The sequence below is a fragment of the Marinobacter sp. L-80 genome (assembly GCF_056859395.1).
Genome location: NZ_JBSXOI010000076.1, coordinates 35,589 through 52,452, shown reverse-complemented (window position 1 = coordinate 52,452; position 16,864 = coordinate 35,589). Strand labels below are relative to the sequence as shown.

The window sequence follows — 16,864 nt, the reverse complement described above, 5'->3', positions numbered from 1 at the left end:
ATCAGCTCTTCCTCGGATCGAAGGCATCGCGTACGGCCTCACCCACGAACACCAGCAAGGTGAGCATCAGAGACAGCGATACGAAGGCGGATATGCCCAGCCAGGGCGCATGCAGGTTGGCCTTGCCCTGGGCAATCAGTTCCCCCAACGAGGGTGAACCGGAGGGCAGACCAAAGCCCAGGAAATCCAGGGAGGTCAGGCCGGTAATTGCCCCCGTCAGAATGAACGGGAGGAAGGTCAGCGTGGCTACCATGGCATTGGGGAGTATATGCCGGAACATGATTTTGCGGTTGTCCAGACCCAGTGCACGGGCAGCTTTGACGTATTCGAAGTTACGGGCACGCAGGAATTCCGCACGGACCACATCCACCAGCCCCATCCAGCTGAACAGCAGCATGATGCCCAGCAGCCACCAGAAGTTTGGCTGCACAATGCTGGAGAGAATGATCAGCAGATACAGCACCGGCAGGCCGGACCAGACCTCGATAAAGCGCTGGCCCAGCAGATCAATTTTGCCGCCGTAAAAGCCCTGGATGGCGCCGACCACTACGCCGACAATGCAACTGGCGATGGTCAGGGTAAGGCCGAACAGAACCGAAATGCGGAAGCCATAGATCACCCGGGCTGCAACATCCCGGCCCTGATCGTCGGTTCCCAGCCAGTTCTCTGCACTCGGCGGCGCCGGTGACGGAACCTCGAGATCGTAATTGATGGTGTTGTAGCTGAACCGGATCGGTGGCCAGACCATCCATCCGTTCGCGCTTATCTCATCGGCGATAAAGGGATCGCGATAATCGGCTTCCGTGGGCAGGAAACCACCAAAGGTTTCTTCCGGCACGGATTGGACCACCGGGAAGTAGAGGTCGCCTTTGTAGGACACGACCAGTGGCGAGTCGTTGGCAATCAGCTCAGCAACCAATGACAGGCCAAACAGGGCGAGAAAGATCCACAAAGACCAGAAACCCCGGCGGTTTTTCCGGAAGTTCCGCAGGCGCCGCTGTTGGATCGGAGTCAGAGACCGGAAACTCACGCACCCTCCCGGCTTTCAAAATCGATCCGCGGATCGACCAGGACGTAGGTAATGTCGCTGATCAGCTTCAGGATCAGGCCCATCAGGGTGAAGATATACAGGGTGCCGAAGATCACGGGATAGTCGCGGTTCAGGGCCGCCTCGAAACCGAGCAGCCCGAGCCCGTCGAGGGAGAAGATCACTTCAATCAGCAGGGAGCCCGTAAAGAACAGAGCGACAAGGACGCCTGGCAGGCTGGCAATCACGATCAGCATGGCATTGCGAAATACGTGGCCATACAGCACTTCTTTCTGGTCCAGACCCTTGGCGCGGGCGGTTACCACGTACTGCTTTCCGATCTCATCCAGGAAGGAATTCTTGGTAAGCAGGGTCAGGGTGGCAAAACCGCCGATCACATTTGCGGTGACGGGCAACGCCAGGTGCCAGAAGTAATCCCCGATTTTCTGGTACCAGGTAAGCTCGTCGAAATTCGAAGAGGTCAGGCCCCGGAGCGGAAACCAGTCGAAATAACTGCCCCCGGCAAACAACACGATGAGCAGTATCGCGAAGAGGAAGCCCGGAATGGCGTAGCCCACCACAATGGCTGAGCTGGTCCAGACATCGAACCTGGAGCCGTCTGTAACGGCTTTCCGGATGCCCAGGGGGATGGAAATAAAATAGATGATCAGCGTCGACCACAGCCCCAGGGAGATCGAAACGGGCATTTTATCGATTATCAGGTCGATGACGCTTTTTTCCCGGAAGAAGGAATCACCGAAGTTGAAGGTGGCGTAATCGCCAAGCATCTTGAAGAAGCGTTCGTGAGCAGGCTTGTCGAAGCCATACATGACTTCGATTTCTTTCAGAAGCTCATCGGGTATGCCGCGGGAACCACGCGTGTCGCCGGAAGAGTCGGCTACCTCGCCACCGGTTCCACCACCGGAAGCCCGGGCCAGCGCGCTGCCGCCGTGGCCTTCCATCTCAGCGATAAGCTGCTCAACGGGACCACCGGGGGCCGCCTGCACAATGACAAAGTTGAGCAGCATGATTCCGATCAGCGTGGGGATGATCAGCGCCAGACGCCTGAGTATGTAGATGCCCATTTGGCGGCGTTTTCCTCAGGGCTTCGCCCACCAGTTGTCCAGATCAATGCCGTTTTTCGGCGTCTCGGCTGGACGTTGCAGATGGTTCCAGTAGGCGACACGGTCGCTTCTCAGGTGCCAGTGAGGAATCACATAATAGTGGTGCAGCAGAACCCGGTCCAAGGCGCGAACCCGGTAAACCAGTTCCTCTCGGTTTGGCGCCTGAATGACCATGTTCACAAGCTCGTCGATCACCGGATCGCTCACGCCCATGTAATTCCGTGAGCCTTTGGCATCCACGGTGGATGAATGCCAGTATTCCCGCTGTTCATTGCCCGGGGAATCCGATTGGCCGAACACCTGGGTGATCATATCGAAATCGAATTCCCGCAGGCGCTGGATGTACTGGTTGCTGTCCACGAGGCGTACGGTCACATCGATACCGAGACGGCCGAGGTTGTTCTTGAAAGGCAGAACCACCCGCTCGAAGCTTTTCTGGAACAGCAGGATTTCGAACGCCAGTGGTTCGCCGGTTTCGCCGTGTACCATCTTGCCATCGCGGATGATATACCCGGCGGACTTGAGCAGACCCAGAGCCGTCCTCAGATTCTCGCGGAGGCCCTGCTGGCCTTCGGTGGTGGGTGGCTGGTACTCCTCGGTAAACACATCATCGGGCAACTGATCCCGGTAAGGTTCGAGTATTTCCAGTTCACGGCCGGTGGGGAGACCCGAGGAAGCGAGATCGCTGTTTTCAAAGTAGCTGTCAGTACGGGTGTACTGGTCGAAGAAGAGGTTCTTGTTGGCCCACTGGAAGTCGAAACCATAGGCCAGCGCTTCACGAACCAGCGGGTCCGAAAACACCTTTCTGCGGGTGTTGAAGGCAAAACCCTGCATGCCTGAAGGCCGGTGATGCTCGATGGCTTCCTTCATGATCGTGCCGTTTTCGAACCGCTCCCCGGTGTAGGCTGTGGCCCAGTTCTTGGCAGAAGACTCCAACCGGAAATCGAAACTGCCGGCCTTGAACGCCTCCAGCGCCACGGTGTCATCGGTGTAGTAGTCGTAGGTGATCTGATCGAAGTTGAAGCGGCCATTCCGGACGCCAAGATCCTGTGCCCAGTAATCGTCAACCCGTTCGTAAGTAATCGACCGGCCTGCTTCGAAGTCACCAATCCGGTAGGGGCCACTGCCCAACGGCGGGTTGAGGCCATTCTTGCCAAATTCGCGATCGGCCCAGTAGTGTTGGGGCAAAATGGGCATCTGGCCGAGGATCAGCGGCAGCTCCCGATTGCTGGTTTCCTTGAAGTCAAAACGTACTCGCTGAGGGCTTTCTATCGTGACTGTTTCGACGTCAGCGTAGTAGTTCCGGAAGAAGGGGTGCCCCTGGGTAGTAAGCGTGTCGAAGGAGAATTTCACATCCTCAGCGGTAATGGCTTCGCCATCGTGGAACCGCGCCTGTTCACGGATATTGAAAACCACATAGCTCCGGTCTTCGGGTGTCTCCAGGGATTCGGCAATCAGGCCGTAGGCCGAAAAGGGCTCATCGTCAGACGACTCAAGGAGTGTGTCATACAGATAGTTGCTGATGCCCGCGGCGGCAACACCCCGGATATCAAAAGGATTGAATGAGTCGAAGCCGTTGGCAACAACCGCCATTTTCAGGGTGCCGCCTTTCGGGGCTTCCGGATTCACGTAATCGAAGTGGCTGAACCCGGCGGGGTATTTGGTGTCCCCGTGCATGGCAATGCCATGGGCTGGCATTGCCTCGTCGGCGACGGAAAAGGGTGAGATAAGCGGTGTGGCAATAAGTGCCAGGGCTGATAAAAACGACGTAAGGGATGAGGCTTTCCGTGTTCTTGTCATAAGTCTCGCACGTCAGGGACTGTTTCGGATATCAACGTAGAGTACCAGACTTTGCCCGGGTTGCAGATAACGGGCGGTATTCAGATCGTTCCAGCTTGCGATGTCCCGCACATTCACGGAAAACCTGCTGGCAATCCGGGCAAGGGAGTCGCCTTTGCGCACCCGGTAGCCTACTTTCCGAACCATAGCCTTGCCACGGCCACTGTTGGCTGCCACAACCGTCGGCTGACTGGTTTTGGACCAGATGACCAGTTCCTTGCCGGGTATCAGCGGATCGCCCGGCGCCATACCGTTCCAGGCAGCAACTTCACGTACGGACACCCGGTGCTCGCGGGCAATGTCCCAGAAGGTGTCGCCCTTGCGCACCGTGTAACGAACCTTGTTACCGTCCCGCTTACGCTCCTGTTTGCGCTCAAGGCGCTGGGAGGCGCTCAGGGCGTAAGCATCGCTGCCCTTGGAAGCAAAGGGAATCATCAGGCGCTGGCCAATTCGTATCAGGTCGCTGTCCAGATTGTTGACCTGCTGCAGCACTGACGGCGTTGTGGAGAACTTGCGGGAGATCGAATTGAGACTGTCTCCGGATTTGACTTCGTAGTTGCGCCAGGACACCCGTTGATTGGCTGGAATTTCAGCCAGGGCGGCACGGAACGTCTCCGCATTCCCAACCGGAACGAGCAACCGGTGAGGTCCATCCGGCGAAGTTGCCCAGCGATTGTAGGAGGGGTTCAGGAGGTAGATCTCGTCGACATCTACTCCGGCCAGTTCTGCCGCCTGGGCAAGGTCGAGCTGGGAGCCGGTATCAACAACTTCGAAGTAGGGTTCGTCTTTCAGCGATGGCAGTTCAATGCCATAGGCCTCGGGATTGTCGAATATTTTCGCCAGAGCAATCAGTTTGGGGACGTAGTGTCTGGTCTCCCGGGGCAGGTGAAGAGACCAGAAGTCTGTCGGCTTGTTGGCGTTCCGGTTGCGGCGCATGGCGCTGGAAACCGTGCCGCCGCCGCTGTTGTAGGCGGCAAGGGCGAGCGTGTGGTCGCCATCAAACCGGTTTGCGAGGCGCTCGAGATAGGTCAGGGCAGCGTCGGTTGCGGCGATGACGTCACGACGGTCATCGTGCCACCAGCTCTGTGTCAGGCCAAAGTATTTGCCCGTGGAGGGAATGAATTGCCAGAGACCGGCCGCGCGCCCATGGGAGTACGCAAACGGATCGAACGCGCTTTCAACAACGGGGAGCAGAGCATATTCGGCAGGCAAGCCCCGCTTTTCGGTCTCGTTGACGATATAGTGAAGGTAGCGACTGCCGCGTTCCACAACCCGGTCAATGTAGCCGGGATGTCGGGCATACCAGTTCAACTGGTCCCGAACCCGTTCATTGTCGATATCGTGATCCAGAACAAATCCTGAGCGCAGTCTTGCCCACAGATCTTGCTCAACTGCCTCCGCCTCAGCGGTTTTCTGAACCGGATTGTCGAGCTTCTCCCGGGCATCCCTGGCAGCATCCTTCAATTCCGGAGCAATAGCTTCGTCCAGCGGCTCGTCGCGGGCAGCGTCACGGTTTTCTCCGGTCTCGACAGCTTTCTTGAGCCCTTCATCGCCCGCGGCGACCGTGACTTCCTGTGTGTTCAGCGGGCTTTGCTCTCCCTGGCTGATCAGGCTGGTGCAGCCACTTGCGAGGGCTCCGGCGAAAAACAAAAACGACAATCGTCTGGCCGACATAACAGCATCCGGGTTCAGGTTGAGGCCGGATTCAGCATCTGAAACTCCGGCATATTGAACAATTTACGGTCACAATTTTGAAATGATTCTATGGGACCGATTAAAAAGGGGTCAAGAAACCTCTCGTTACGGCTCTGAGAGGATTTGTTAAGTGCGTATCACCAGGCGTCAGAAATTATCCTTGCCGTGGCGAATGGCCGCAAAAATAGCGTTATCGGAATCGGCGGGCAGGCCGCGGCTTGAGCAATAGGCCCGGGCGGAGTCCACTACCGCCGGATCATCCCACCGCAGAAACGGATTGAGCCGTTTCTCGTTCTCGAGGATTGAAGGAACCGTCGGTTCTCCTGCATCGCGGGCGGCCTGACACTCCTGCTCGAACGTCCGGAGACCTTCGTCTTCCGGCAACCAGCTGCGGGCAAAGCGCAGGTTCGCGAGGGTGTACTCGTGGGCGCAGTAAACGGCGGTCTTGCCAGGCAGCGCCCGGAGGGTCTGAAGAGACTGACGCATCTGCTCCGGTGAGCCCTCGAACAGACGTCCGCATCCACAGACAAAAAGGGTATCGCCACAGAAGAGAACCGGCCGACCATTTACCTCGACGTCGGTGAAGTAGGCAATATGATCGAGAGTATGGCCGGGAACGCCCAGGACCTGGAAGGTGATATCTTCCCAGATCACCTCGTCACCGGGATGAACCAGGTTGGTACTGCCTTTGTAGGGCGAATCCGCGGGGCCCGTTACCCTGCAATCCGGAAAACGGGAGAGCAATTCTTTGACACCGCCGACATGGTCCGGATGATGGTGGGTCACCAGAATGGTATCCAGGGTCAGTCCGTTCTCGGCCAGATGGTCCAGGACCGGTTGGGCCTGGCCCGGGTCCACGATCAGCGCCTTGTCGCTGGCGGTGTCGGAAAGGCACCAGATATAGTTGTCACTGAAGGCGGGTATGGCGGAAATGGTCAGCATAGGGCCCCACATGTGCTTATCGAATGTGACTGATATGATAGAGCATTAAATACAAGGCCCCAACCATGGGAAAGGGCTTCCTGGAGTGGCGCATTGGTGAGTGAATCCGAGGCAGTTGATTATTCCGCCAGACATGAGAGCTTTGAGCGCTGGTTCCAGACTCCGTTGGGTCGGGCACTGTTGGCCGACCAGAGACGCTTTGTCGACGCCGAGCTACAGCGTCTGACAGGCGCCAGGCAGTTGCAGGTGGGGATCAGCCATCGGCTGCCATTGGCTACCGGCACGGATTTTTCCCAGAAGATCATGACAGCGCCAAGATGGTATCCCCATATTCCGGATGGAGTCGCCATCTGCGATGCCGACGAGCTGGCCTTTCCCGGTGACTCGATGGATCTTGTCGTGCTGCATCACACGGCCGATTTCTCTCCTTACCCTCACCAGGTGATTCGCGAGGCGGCGCGCGTGCTCCGGGGAGAGGGCACGATGGCGCTGTTTGGTTTTAACCCTCTGAGCCTCTGGGGCGCGCGCAAACTGATCTCCAGGAGCAGCGAGGGCCCGTGGGGCGGTCGCTTCCTCTTGCGCGGACGCATGGAAGACTGGCTGCACTTGCTGGGCTTTAATGTCGAAGCGTCGATTACCCGGTTTTTCAGGCCACCACTGCAGCGCAGTGGTCGCAAGCCGACGAGCCGGATTGACAACCGTTTGTCCGGAAATCGACTCCTGCCAGTAGGCGCCTATTACTGTATCCTTGCCAAAAAACGCGTCCACGTTCGGTTGCCAAGGCGCCCCGTCTGGCGCCAAAGCAAGGTGATTGCCCTGCCGGGCACCGGTACCGTTGGCGCCTCCCGAGGTTGCAGCCGCAGTGGCTCGCCGATTAACAGACCGAAGTGAATCACCGAAAATTAAATCAGGAGGCTGAATGGCCGGCAAGGTAACCCTCTATACGGATGGCGCCTGCAAAGGCAACCCCGGGCCCGGCGGCTGGGGCGTGGTTTTGCGCTATGGCGACAATCGAAAGACCCTGCACGGCGGGGAGGCGAATACCACGAACAACCGCATGGAATTAATGGCAGCCATCCGTGGTCTGGAGGCCCTGAAGCGCCCGTGCGAGGTGGAGCTGTTTACGGATTCGCAGTACGTGCGCAAAGGCATTACGGAATGGATGGCAGGCTGGAAGCGGAACGGCTGGAAGACCTCCGCGAAAAAGCCCGTGAAGAACGAAGATCTCTGGCGCGAGCTGGATGCCGAAGTGGCCCGGCACCAGATTAACTGGCACTGGGTAAAAGGGCACTCTGGTGTTCCTGACAATGAACTGGCGGATGAACTGGCCAATCGCGGTGTCGACGAGCTTTCCGGCGCATAGATTCAGAGCGCATAAATACAGTTAACCAGGTACAGGCAATGAGACAGATCGTACTGGATACAGAAACCACGGGTATCGACCCGGCAGAAGGTCACCGGATCATCGAGATCGGTTGTGTTGAATTGATGGAGCGCCAGCTCACCGGCCGCAACTACCATGTCTATATCAACCCGGACCGGGAAGTAGAGGCTGAGGCGATCACTGTTCACGGCATCACCAACGAGTTCCTTGCCGACAAACCCCGTTTCGCGGAAATCGCCGATGAGTTCTTCGAGTTCATCAAGGGCGCCGAGCTGGTTATCCATAACGCTGCGTTCGACGTCGGCTTCATGGACTCGGAATTCGCCCGTCTCAAGCCGGTACGGAAAACCGCGGACCACTGCGGAATCGTGGACTCGCTCGCTATCGCAAGGGCCCGTCACCCGGGGCAGAAGAACAACCTTGATGCGCTCTGCAAGCGCTACGGTGTGGACAACAGCAACCGTGACCTCCACGGCGCGTTGCTGGATGCGGAGATCCTGGCCGATGTTTACCTCCTGCTTACCGGTGGCCAGACCGCGCTGTCACTGGATGCCGGATCCGAGAACGGCGGCGGTAACGGCGGAATTCGAAGGCTGCCTGCTGACAGAGCGCCCCTGTCGGTGGTTCGTGCCTCCAGTTCAGAGGCCGAAGCCCACAAAGAGTTCATGTCCCTGCTCGAAAAACAGGCGGGCGAAACTGTGTGGGGTAAACTCCAGAGCCCGGAATGAGAACTGGGTCGGGCTGTACCAAATGTTACATTCCGCCTTTCTTGAGGTACTTGAGTTTTATGTTATAAGTAATGATAAGTTCGCCAGTTTTTTGCGAACTGGCTTTGGCCGGAAAAGGGGTTAGCCGGCCCAGAACAAAAAGGCCTGGTACGCGACAGCCGGACCAGTGACCACCAAAGAGGATGCGGTAGTCTCCGCAACATTAACGGGAAGCGTTTATGGTTCAGTCGTCTCTCGCGACGAAATCGCAGTCGTTTGATCTGGTCAAAAGTGAAATAGAGCAGACCATCAAGCAGGCAGAATCCAGCCTTGAACGCTTTCAGGAAAACCGCGAAAGGGGTGAGGATCTCCAGAACTGTGTTGATTTCATCAACCAGTTGCGGGGCATTTTTATTCTGGTGGAGCTGCGGGGCGGAACCCTGCTGTGCCAGGAAGCAGTAACTATGGCCAACGACGTTCCCGTTGGCGCTAATGACGACAAAAACATCCTCCTTACTACCCTCAATAGCGCTCTGTTCATTCTTCGGCGCTATGTCGAGTACTATCATCAGCAGCGCGAAGACCATCCCGAGCTGTTGCTTCCCGTGATCAATGACCTCCGAGAGGCCCGCCGGGAAAAACCCTATCCCGAATCCTGTTTTTTTGATGTCGATGTCAAAGAGAGGCCGGATTTTTGTGCCGGTTTGTCATTGCAGCCGTTTGAAGGCAATGAGGCGGATTACGAAGTCATGGCGCGTCGCATGCGCCTGACCTTCCAGGTTGCGCTTTTGGGAATTCTTCGCGACCGGAACGATGTGGTAAACAAGAAATTGATTGGCCGCGCTTCGAGAGGACTTGCCCGCCTTTGCCAGGGCGCACCTATGGGGCAGATGTGGTGCCTTGTCGGCATTGTTGCGGACACCATGCTTGATCGCGCTATGGTCTTTAACAAGGCCCGCAAGCGCATGTTCATGCGGATCGAGAAGTACGCCCGGGAAGTGGTGTACGTGGGCAAGGTTGCCACGGGTAAAGACGCGCCGGATTCGCTGATTCGGGATCTGGTCTATCTGCTGTACCGCAGCGGGTCTGCTAACCCTGAAGTTACCGAGGTGTTATCCGCTTACCATCTCGCGCCGGCGGATTTTCCGGATTCTATGCTGGAAGCCCATGCGCGCAGGTTGTACGGTCCTGGCAGTGATGTCCTTAAATCCCTGTCAGAAGCGCTGCAGGATGAACTGAACCAGTTGAAGGACAAGCTGGACATCATTGAACGCGGTATCGAGCCGGATCTGGCGGAGCTGTCTTCGATTGCCGATGCCCTCGAACGACTGGCCAACACTTTGGTGATGCTTGACCTGAACAAGCTGGCGGGCGTTTCAAGAGAAGAGGCGAGCAAGCTTCGGGGTTGGGAAGCAGAATCTCGCTTGCCAGGTGATGATGAACTGTATCGACTCGCCGATTCCGTCCTGGGAATCGAAGACGCCGTCATGCAGATCGTGACCCGCGGCATCACGTCGGAAACCGACGCGTTGGCCGGTGGTGAACGCAAGCGGGAGGAGTCTGTCTACCTCCGTGAGGCGCTCTATGTCGTGGCTGACGAAGCCCGTGGGGCATTGACCCTGGCAAAGCGTGCAATCACCGCTTTTATCGAATCCGACTACGACAAACTGCATCTTGCCAATCTGCCAGCAACCCTGCACAGCATCTGGGGTGGCCTGCAAATGGTGAATGATCCTGGAGCCGCCGGGGTTCTCGAGCGGGTTGCGGCTTCAATCCAGGAGCGCTTGCTGGATGCGAAGGAAGCGCCAGCCGCCCAGGTGCTCGAGGCGCTGGCGGACGCTCTGACTTCGCTGGAGTACTGCATCGAGAGTATTGGCAAAAGCGAAGACCGCAACGTAGATCTACTGAAACTGGCTGAATCGTCGCTGGACGATGTAGGTTTGTAGTTCCATGTCCCACACGCTCGCTATCATTGTACTGGCCGCTGCCGGCGCTGTGATGGTTATAGCGGGCCTGCTGTTTTTCAGGCACCCCCGATGGTTGCTCACCTGGATTAAAGGAACAGCGGTTTTCGGTGTCATTCTGGCCGGTTTATATGTCCTCGTGATTGCGGTAAATCTGAGCAGCTATCATTCACTGGTAGGCTTGCAGACCGCGGCAAGCATCTCCACCCAGAGACAGGCCGAACAGATCTGGCAGGTTTCCCTTCAGAGTCAGGATGGGTTGTCTGTGGTGAGAACGCTGCAGGGCGATCAATGGCAGATTGACGCCAGGATTCTCCGTTTTACCGGCCCCTTCCGTTGGCTTGATATCGCTCCCGGTTACCGGCTCGAGCAATTGAGTGGGCGTTACACGTCGCTTGAGCAGGAGAGGTCGGCTCCGAGGACTTCCATAGGCCTCGCTGAAGGCATCTGGCCTGATCTCTGGCAGTGGGACCGTCAATTCAACTTGCCGTTTGTGGAGGCCGTGGACGGAAGCATGACGTTCATGCCAATGCGGGATGGGGCTGTTTTCGAGGTAAAGCTATCCTCTTCGGGTCTGGTTGCTGTTCCGGTAAACGAGCAGGCGAGGGAAGCCGTGCAGTTCTGGAATCAATAGATTCTCGGGCATAAAAAAAGCCTGCGTCGAGACGCAGGCTTTTTTGTGCTTGACGGGGGGCAATCAGCCCATCTTGAACAGTTCGCCCAATTTGGTTGCCAGCATCATATCGCCTTCGGCGCGCAGTTGACCTGCCATGAATGCCTGCATGCCGTCGGTCTCGCCTGAAACGATGCCCTGCAGGGTTTCGGAGTTCATGATCAGGGTAACGGATGGATCGTCATGGGCGCCTTCGTGCATTTTGCAGGTGCCGTCATTAATAACGAGGTGGTAGGTCTTGTCGTCCTCGATGTCGAACTGGAATACCAGGTCCAGGCCTTGAGCTGCGTCTGCGTTGAAATTCTGTTCGAGTTGTTCAAATACCTGAGCTACAGACATTGTTTTACCCTTTTGATGGTTGTCTAGTCATGATCACGACGGCTTGATGTCCCTGGCTGCACGAGCCTGATCGGGTGCCCGGGTAGAGCCGACCTCGCAATCCGACTTTATGGTGAGTGGTCGGCCCTGTCAAGATCGATCGAACGCTTGTTTTAATTTTTTTGCTCTCCTTATCACCATAAATTCGGTAAGTTACACTCTTGTTCCCGCACACTGAGTTGGAGAAGCACTTTGGAGTTCCTGACAGAATACGGTTTGTTTTTGGCCAAGATCGTTACTTTCGTGGTGGCGGCCCTGGTAGTGATCTCTGTCATCATGTCCGCGGCCCAGAAGGATCGGGGCGATCATGAGGGCGAGGGAGAACTCAAGATCCGGAAACTCAACGAGAAATACGAAAAGCTGCGTGAATCGATTCAGTCACGGCTGATGTCTGATCACCAAAGAAAGGTGTTCCAGAAGGCCCGGAAAAAGGCTCAGAAGGCGGAGAAGAAAGCGGCCAAGGCCGCGAAGAATACCGATGAGCAGGATGACAGTCGTGGTCGCGTCTATGTTCTGGATTTCGACGGCGATATCAAAGCCAGCGACACAGATCCGCTTCGCAGGGCAATTACTGCGGTGCTGAGTATTGCCGATCCGGAAAAAGACGAAGTGGTTATCCGCCTCGAAAGCGGTGGTGGGCTGGTTCATTCCTATGGCCTTGCGGCCGCCCAGCTGGACCGGATTCGCAGCAAGGGTCTTCGCCTCACCGCCTGCGTTGACAAGGTGGCGGCCAGTGGAGGCTACATGATGGCCTGCGTCGCAGACAGGATCGTTGCTTCGCCCTTTGCCATCCTGGGCTCGATCGGTGTGGTTGCCCAGCTTCCGAATTTCCATCGTTTCCTCAAGAAGAACGACGTGGACTTCGAGGTGCTCACCGCTGGAGAGCACAAACGCACCATGACTATATTTGGTGAAAACACCGATAAAGGCCGACAGAAATTTCTGGAAGATCTTGAAGACACTCACGGTCTTTTCAAAGAGTATGTCAGCGAACGCCGGCCGGACCTGGACATTGCAGCCGTTGCCAATGGAGATATCTGGTTTGGCAAGCGAGCGCTCGAAGTGAAACTGATCGACGAGATCAAGACCTCCGACGAATATCTCATTGAAGCCTGCGACCGGGCAGACGTAGTCTCAGTGGCATATCAGCGCAAGCGGACCCTTCCGGAAAAACTCGGATTGGCCACCAGTTCGGCGCTTGAACACACTGTCTGGAAAGTCCTGGGCGCCTTCCGCAACCAGAAGTTCCAGTAGACCACCGAAAGCGGAGAAGAATGATGACCACCAATTCCGAATTCAAGGCCTGGCGCGTTGAAGAGCAGAACGGCGAGTATGTCGGTGCGGAGAAATCTTTGAGTACTGCCGACCTTCCTGATGGTGACGTCCTGATACGGGTAAGCCACTCTTCTCTCAACTACAAGGATGCGCTGTCGGCTTCCGGCAATAAGGGCGTTACCCGTTCCTTTCCCCATACCCCGGGTATTGATGCAGCAGGAGAGGTCGTCGATTCCGCCACTGGCAACCCCTCGAACGGCAGTCCGGTTATCGTGACCGGGTACGACCTGGGCATGAATACAGACGGCGGTTTTGGCGAATACATCCGCGTACCTGCCGCCTGGTGTGTTCCCATGCCGGAAGGATGGAACGCTCGTACCGCTATGATCTATGGCACCGCCGGCCTCACCGCCGGTCTCTGTGTTCAGAAGCTTCTGACTATGGGCGCCAAGCCGGAGCAGGGCAAAGTCGCTGTTTCAGGAGCCTCCGGTGCCGTTGGCACCGTTGCGGTGGAACTGCTTGCCAAACTTGGGTTCGACGTCGTCGCCATAAGCGGCAAGGCCGACCATGCAGACGATCTCAAAGCTCTTGGGGCTAAAGAAGTTGTGGGTCGTGAAACCCTGGCCGAGGATAAGAAACCCCTCGTTAAACCGGCATTTGCGAACGCTGTCGATACGGTGGGTGGTAGCCCATTGGCCGAACTGCTCAAGCAGATCAAGCCTGGTGGCTCAGTATCCTGTTGTGGTCTCGTAGCCGGTCCGGGCCTTCAGTCCACCGTGCTGCCGTTTATCCTGCGAGGCGTGAATCTGCTGGGTGTCGATTCGGTAGAGATTCCCCTGCCAGAGAAAGAAGCGGTATGGAAGAAATTCGCCGGGGAGTGGGCGTGTCCGAAGACCGAAGCGTCTGCCCGGGATATCGGTCGCAGTGAGCTGGATGGGGCGCTGAAGGCGTTCTTGAAAGGTGAATCAGCCGGCAAGATTGTCCTGGATCACTCTAAATAAGAAGCGACTCCAACCGATAAGATGGAATAGAAGAGAGGGAAAAGCCCCTCTCTTCGTACTCTAAAGCTTCATAACTAGGAGGCCCGACGCCGGAACAGCGGGATCTCCGTATCGGTCGCGGCCTGGTAGCCCTGGCTGAAGAAGTTCAGGCACCGCGCAGCTTTGTTGATGTCCTTGTCAGCCCGAAGGACATAAGCATCGAATCCGCAGCGCTTCATGAACTGCAGCTGATCCAGCAACACGTCTCCAATCGCCCGAAGCTCATTCTTGTAGCCGAAACGTTCACGCAGTAGCCGGCCAATGCTGTAACCACGCCCGTCACTGAACTTCGGAAAATTCACAGCAATTACCGGCAGTTCGTTCACCCGACCGTCCAGAATCTCCGGCTCGTCGTGGCTGTCGAACCACACGCCAATCTCCTGCCGTCCGGTAAAATGCTCATAGCCTGCCAGCCAGAGATCCGCAGGGATTAACGCCGGCTGGTCGGCCGGAATATCCAGCGATTCGCCCTCGGCGGGGCGGGGCACCACTACCCAGTTGTCCTGGCGGATGCTGCCATCCGGAGAAATAACGTTAGGCATAAACCCGCTCCTTGAATGGATCAATTCCTACGCGGCGATAGGTGTCGAGGAAGGTTTCCTCTTCCGTGCGCTTGTCCACGTAGACATCAATGATCTTTGAAATCACCTTGGGCATCTCATCCCGTGCAAAGGAAGGCCCCAGAATCTTGCCGATTGAGGCATCATGATGGGACGACCCGCCCAGACTGATTTGATAGAACTCCTGGCCTTTCTTGTCGACACCGAGAACACCAATGTTGCCGACGTGGTGGTGGCCGCAGGCATTCATGCAGCCGGAAATGTTCAGATCGATATTGCCCAGGTCGTACAGATAATCCAGATCATCGAACTGCCGCTGGATGGCCTCGGCCACCGGGATGGACTTGGCATTGGCCAGGGCGCAGTAATCACCGCCGGGGCAGCAGATAACATCAGTCAGGGTGTTCAGGTTCGCGGTACCGAAACCCATGGGCGTAATCGCCTGCCACAGTTCAAACAGCCGATCCTGGCGCACATCGGCCAGCACCACGTTCTGTTGGTGAGTGACCCGGATTTCACCGAAGCTGAACTCGTCTGCCAGATCGGCAATCTGTTCAAGCTGCTTGTCACTGACATCGCCAGGAGGAGTGCCGGTTTTCTTCATCGTCAGGGAGACGATGGCATAGCCTGCCTTCTTGTGGGTGTCCACGTTGTGGGTCAGCCACTGGTCAAAGCCCCGGTTCTCAAACCGCTGGCTGGCCAGCAGGTCCGTGGCATTGTCGATAGCTGCGTAATCCGGTTCGGTAAAGTAGCCCTGGATACGTTGAATCGCCTCGGGCGTCAGCCGGGTCGGGGATTCCTTGATATGCTGCCACTCTGCTTCCACCTTTTCAGCAAAGCCCTCAGGGGTCAGAGCCTTCACCAGAATCTTGATCCGGGCCTTGAACTTGTTGTCGCGCCGACCGTATCGGTTATAGACGCGAAGCACGGCCTCCAGGTAGGTCAACAGATCCAGTTCCGGCAGGAAATCGCGAATTACCGGCCCGACCATGGGCGTACGGCCAAGACCACCGCCCACGTGTACCCGGAAACCGAGATCGCCGGCCTCGTTGCGTACCATCTGAAGCCCGATGTCGTGCACCTGGATGGCGGCTCGATCGGTTTGCTCGGACGCGTTTACGGCAACCTTGAATTTCCGCGGCAGGAAGGCAAATTCCGGATGGAACGTGGACCACTGGCGAATGATTTCGCAGTAGGGCCGCGGATCCGCAATCTCGTCCGACTGAACACCGGAGAACTGGTCTGTGGTGGTATTACGAATGCAGTTGCCGCTGGTCTGGTTGGCGTGCATTTCCACTTCAGCGAGTTCTGCAAGAATGTCGGGAACGTCTTCCAGCGCCGGCCAGTTAAGCTGCACATTTTGGCGAGTGGTGAAGTGCGCATAGCCTTTGTCGTAGTCCCGGGTGATTCGCGCAAGCCGGCGAAGCTGGTCTGAGCGCATCATGCCGTAAGGAACACAGATCCTGAGCATGGGGGCAAGACGCTGAACGTACAGGCCGTTCTGCAGGCGAAGGGGAAGAAACTCGTCTTCAGCCAATTCTCCGGCCAGCGCTCTTTCTGTCTGGTCACGGAACTGGGCAACCCTCTCGGCAGCCATTTGCCGATCGTGTTCATCATATACGTACATAGTGGGAAGATCCTGCTTGAAAGCGACATATCCAGGCCGACGGCCTTATATCTGACTGGAAGGATAACAGCGGGTTTTTATTCTTAAAATGATTATTTCAAAATATGTTTATCGACTCAGGCGATAAGCAGAAGGAACAAGGGACTGGACGAATATCAATTAACTGCTTAACTTGGAGGATGACGTTAGCAGTGTGCGCTGCTGCCGTGATAACAAGAAAAACACGAGACAAAAACTCGGAAAGAGGAACAGACATGAAAAAGACCGCACGTTCTGACAGTCAGGCCGATGCCGTTGCCGCAGTTCTGCTGGTGGTTCTTGCCGTGGCTTTCGCGGTGGTCTGGGTAGCTGGCCAGTAGTCTACTGGCTCGCCAGGACCAGATTTACAATAACGATCAGGCCTACAACAAAGCTGGCTGTGAACAGAATGCCGGCAATGATGTAAGGCCAGGGGCTATGGCTTGAAAAGTCCTCTTCCCGGCGCTTGTCGGACTGAACTCCGAACGCGCCTGCGAGTATGCTTTGCATGACTTTCAATACGCCAGGTCCACGCGGCTTTTTTTCGTCCCGTTTTTCCGCTTCTGAAGATTCAGTCATACATCCGCCCCTGATCTGTGCTTCACCCGAAG

The 16,864-nt window shown here is 56.6% G+C and carries 16 protein-coding genes; 7 read left to right on the top strand and 9 right to left on the bottom strand.

Translation table 11 applies throughout. The features are described 5' to 3' along the window. Nucleotide 1: 1 nt before the first annotated feature. The 5 genes from AC13E3_RS18910 to gloB all read right to left on the bottom strand — a co-directional run bounded on the left by AC13E3_RS18910 (nt 2) and on the right by gloB (nt 6,627). Nucleotides 2-1,030, bottom strand: a complete 1,029-nt coding sequence (locus AC13E3_RS18910) for an ABC transporter permease (protein ID WP_008171717.1) — start codon at nt 1,028-1,030, stop codon at nt 2-4. Then, nucleotides 1,027-2,112, bottom strand: coding sequence for a microcin C ABC transporter permease YejB (locus tag AC13E3_RS18905; protein ID WP_008171714.1), 1,086 nt, complete (start codon nt 2,110-2,112; stop codon nt 1,027-1,029). The genes AC13E3_RS18910 and AC13E3_RS18905 overlap by 4 nt, the downstream gene beginning before the upstream one ends. 15 nt (nt 2,113-2,127) lie before the next feature. Next, the gene (locus AC13E3_RS18900; protein ID WP_482902339.1) at nt 2,128-3,951 is read right to left on the bottom strand and encodes an extracellular solute-binding protein; all 1,824 of its coding nucleotides are present in this window, start codon (nt 3,949-3,951) and stop codon (nt 2,128-2,130) included. A 12-nt stretch (nt 3,952-3,963) separates the two neighbouring features. Next, complete coding sequence (locus AC13E3_RS18895; RefSeq protein ID WP_008171711.1) at nt 3,964-5,664, bottom strand: LysM peptidoglycan-binding domain-containing protein; 1,701 nt, start codon at nt 5,662-5,664, stop codon at nt 3,964-3,966. Nucleotides 5,665-5,832: 168 nt separating this feature from the next. Then, nucleotides 5,833-6,627: a hydroxyacylglutathione hydrolase gene (gene gloB / locus AC13E3_RS18890; RefSeq protein WP_008171709.1), complete on the bottom strand. Its 795-nt coding sequence runs from the start codon at nt 6,625-6,627 to the stop codon at nt 5,833-5,835. A 96-nt stretch (nt 6,628-6,723) separates the two neighbouring features. Here gloB and AC13E3_RS18885 point away from each other — a divergent pair, with 96 nt between their 5' ends. From AC13E3_RS18885 to AC13E3_RS18865, 5 genes are all read left to right on the top strand, one after another. Next, a complete protein-coding gene (locus AC13E3_RS18885) occupies nt 6,724-7,518 on the top strand; it encodes a class I SAM-dependent methyltransferase (protein WP_273156510.1) in 795 nt (264 codons plus the stop codon). Between the two features lie 28 nt (nt 7,519-7,546). Continuing rightward, complete coding sequence (gene rnhA / locus AC13E3_RS18880) at nt 7,547-7,990, top strand: ribonuclease HI (RefSeq protein WP_008171705.1); 444 nt, start codon at nt 7,547-7,549, stop codon at nt 7,988-7,990. A gap of 38 nt (nt 7,991-8,028) precedes the next feature. After that, entirely contained in the window at nt 8,029-8,739 is a 711-nt protein-coding gene (gene dnaQ, locus AC13E3_RS18875) for a DNA polymerase III subunit epsilon (protein WP_092032498.1), read from the top strand. 218 nt (nt 8,740-8,957) lie between these two features. After that, entirely contained in the window at nt 8,958-10,664 is a 1,707-nt protein-coding gene (locus AC13E3_RS18870) for a FimL-related protein (RefSeq protein WP_092032501.1), read from the top strand. Nucleotides 10,665-10,668: 4 nt separating this feature from the next. Then, nucleotides 10,669-11,316, top strand: coding sequence for a hypothetical protein (locus AC13E3_RS18865; RefSeq protein WP_008171698.1), 648 nt, complete (start codon nt 10,669-10,671; stop codon nt 11,314-11,316). A 63-nt stretch (nt 11,317-11,379) separates the two neighbouring features. Here the strand turns inward: AC13E3_RS18865 and AC13E3_RS18860 are convergent, their stop codons facing one another. Beyond that, complete coding sequence (locus AC13E3_RS18860; RefSeq protein WP_008171697.1) at nt 11,380-11,694, bottom strand: SCP2 sterol-binding domain-containing protein; 315 nt, start codon at nt 11,692-11,694, stop codon at nt 11,380-11,382. Nucleotides 11,695-11,925: 231 nt separating this feature from the next. Here AC13E3_RS18860 and sohB point away from each other — a divergent pair, with 231 nt between their 5' ends. Together sohB and AC13E3_RS18850 are read left to right on the top strand one after the other, a co-directional pair. Further along, a complete protein-coding gene (gene sohB / locus AC13E3_RS18855) occupies nt 11,926-12,987 on the top strand; it encodes a protease SohB (RefSeq protein WP_008171694.1) in 1,062 nt (353 codons plus the stop codon). A gap of 23 nt (nt 12,988-13,010) precedes the next feature. Next, nucleotides 13,011-14,009 (top strand): YhdH/YhfP family quinone oxidoreductase, encoded by a 999-nt coding sequence (locus tag AC13E3_RS18850; protein WP_092032504.1) that lies wholly within the window; start codon nt 13,011-13,013, stop codon nt 14,007-14,009. Between the two features lie 74 nt (nt 14,010-14,083). Here AC13E3_RS18850 and AC13E3_RS18845 read toward each other — a convergent pair whose 3' ends face one another. From AC13E3_RS18845 to AC13E3_RS18835, 3 genes are all read right to left on the bottom strand, one after another. After that, on the bottom strand, nt 14,084-14,590 hold the full coding sequence (locus tag AC13E3_RS18845; RefSeq protein ID WP_008171689.1) for a DUF934 domain-containing protein: 507 nt from the start codon (nt 14,588-14,590) through the stop codon (nt 14,084-14,086). Then, nucleotides 14,583-16,235 carry a nitrite/sulfite reductase gene (locus AC13E3_RS18840; RefSeq protein ID WP_008171688.1) on the bottom strand — a complete coding sequence of 551 codons (1,653 nt, stop codon included), beginning with the start codon at nt 16,233-16,235 and terminating at the stop codon, nt 14,583-14,585. Before AC13E3_RS18840 ends, AC13E3_RS18845 begins: the two co-directional genes overlap by 8 nt. A gap of 360 nt (nt 16,236-16,595) precedes the next feature. Then, a complete protein-coding gene (locus AC13E3_RS18835) occupies nt 16,596-16,832 on the bottom strand; it encodes a DUF2970 domain-containing protein (protein WP_008171686.1) in 237 nt (78 codons plus the stop codon). Between the last annotated feature and the right edge of the window lie 32 nt (nt 16,833-16,864).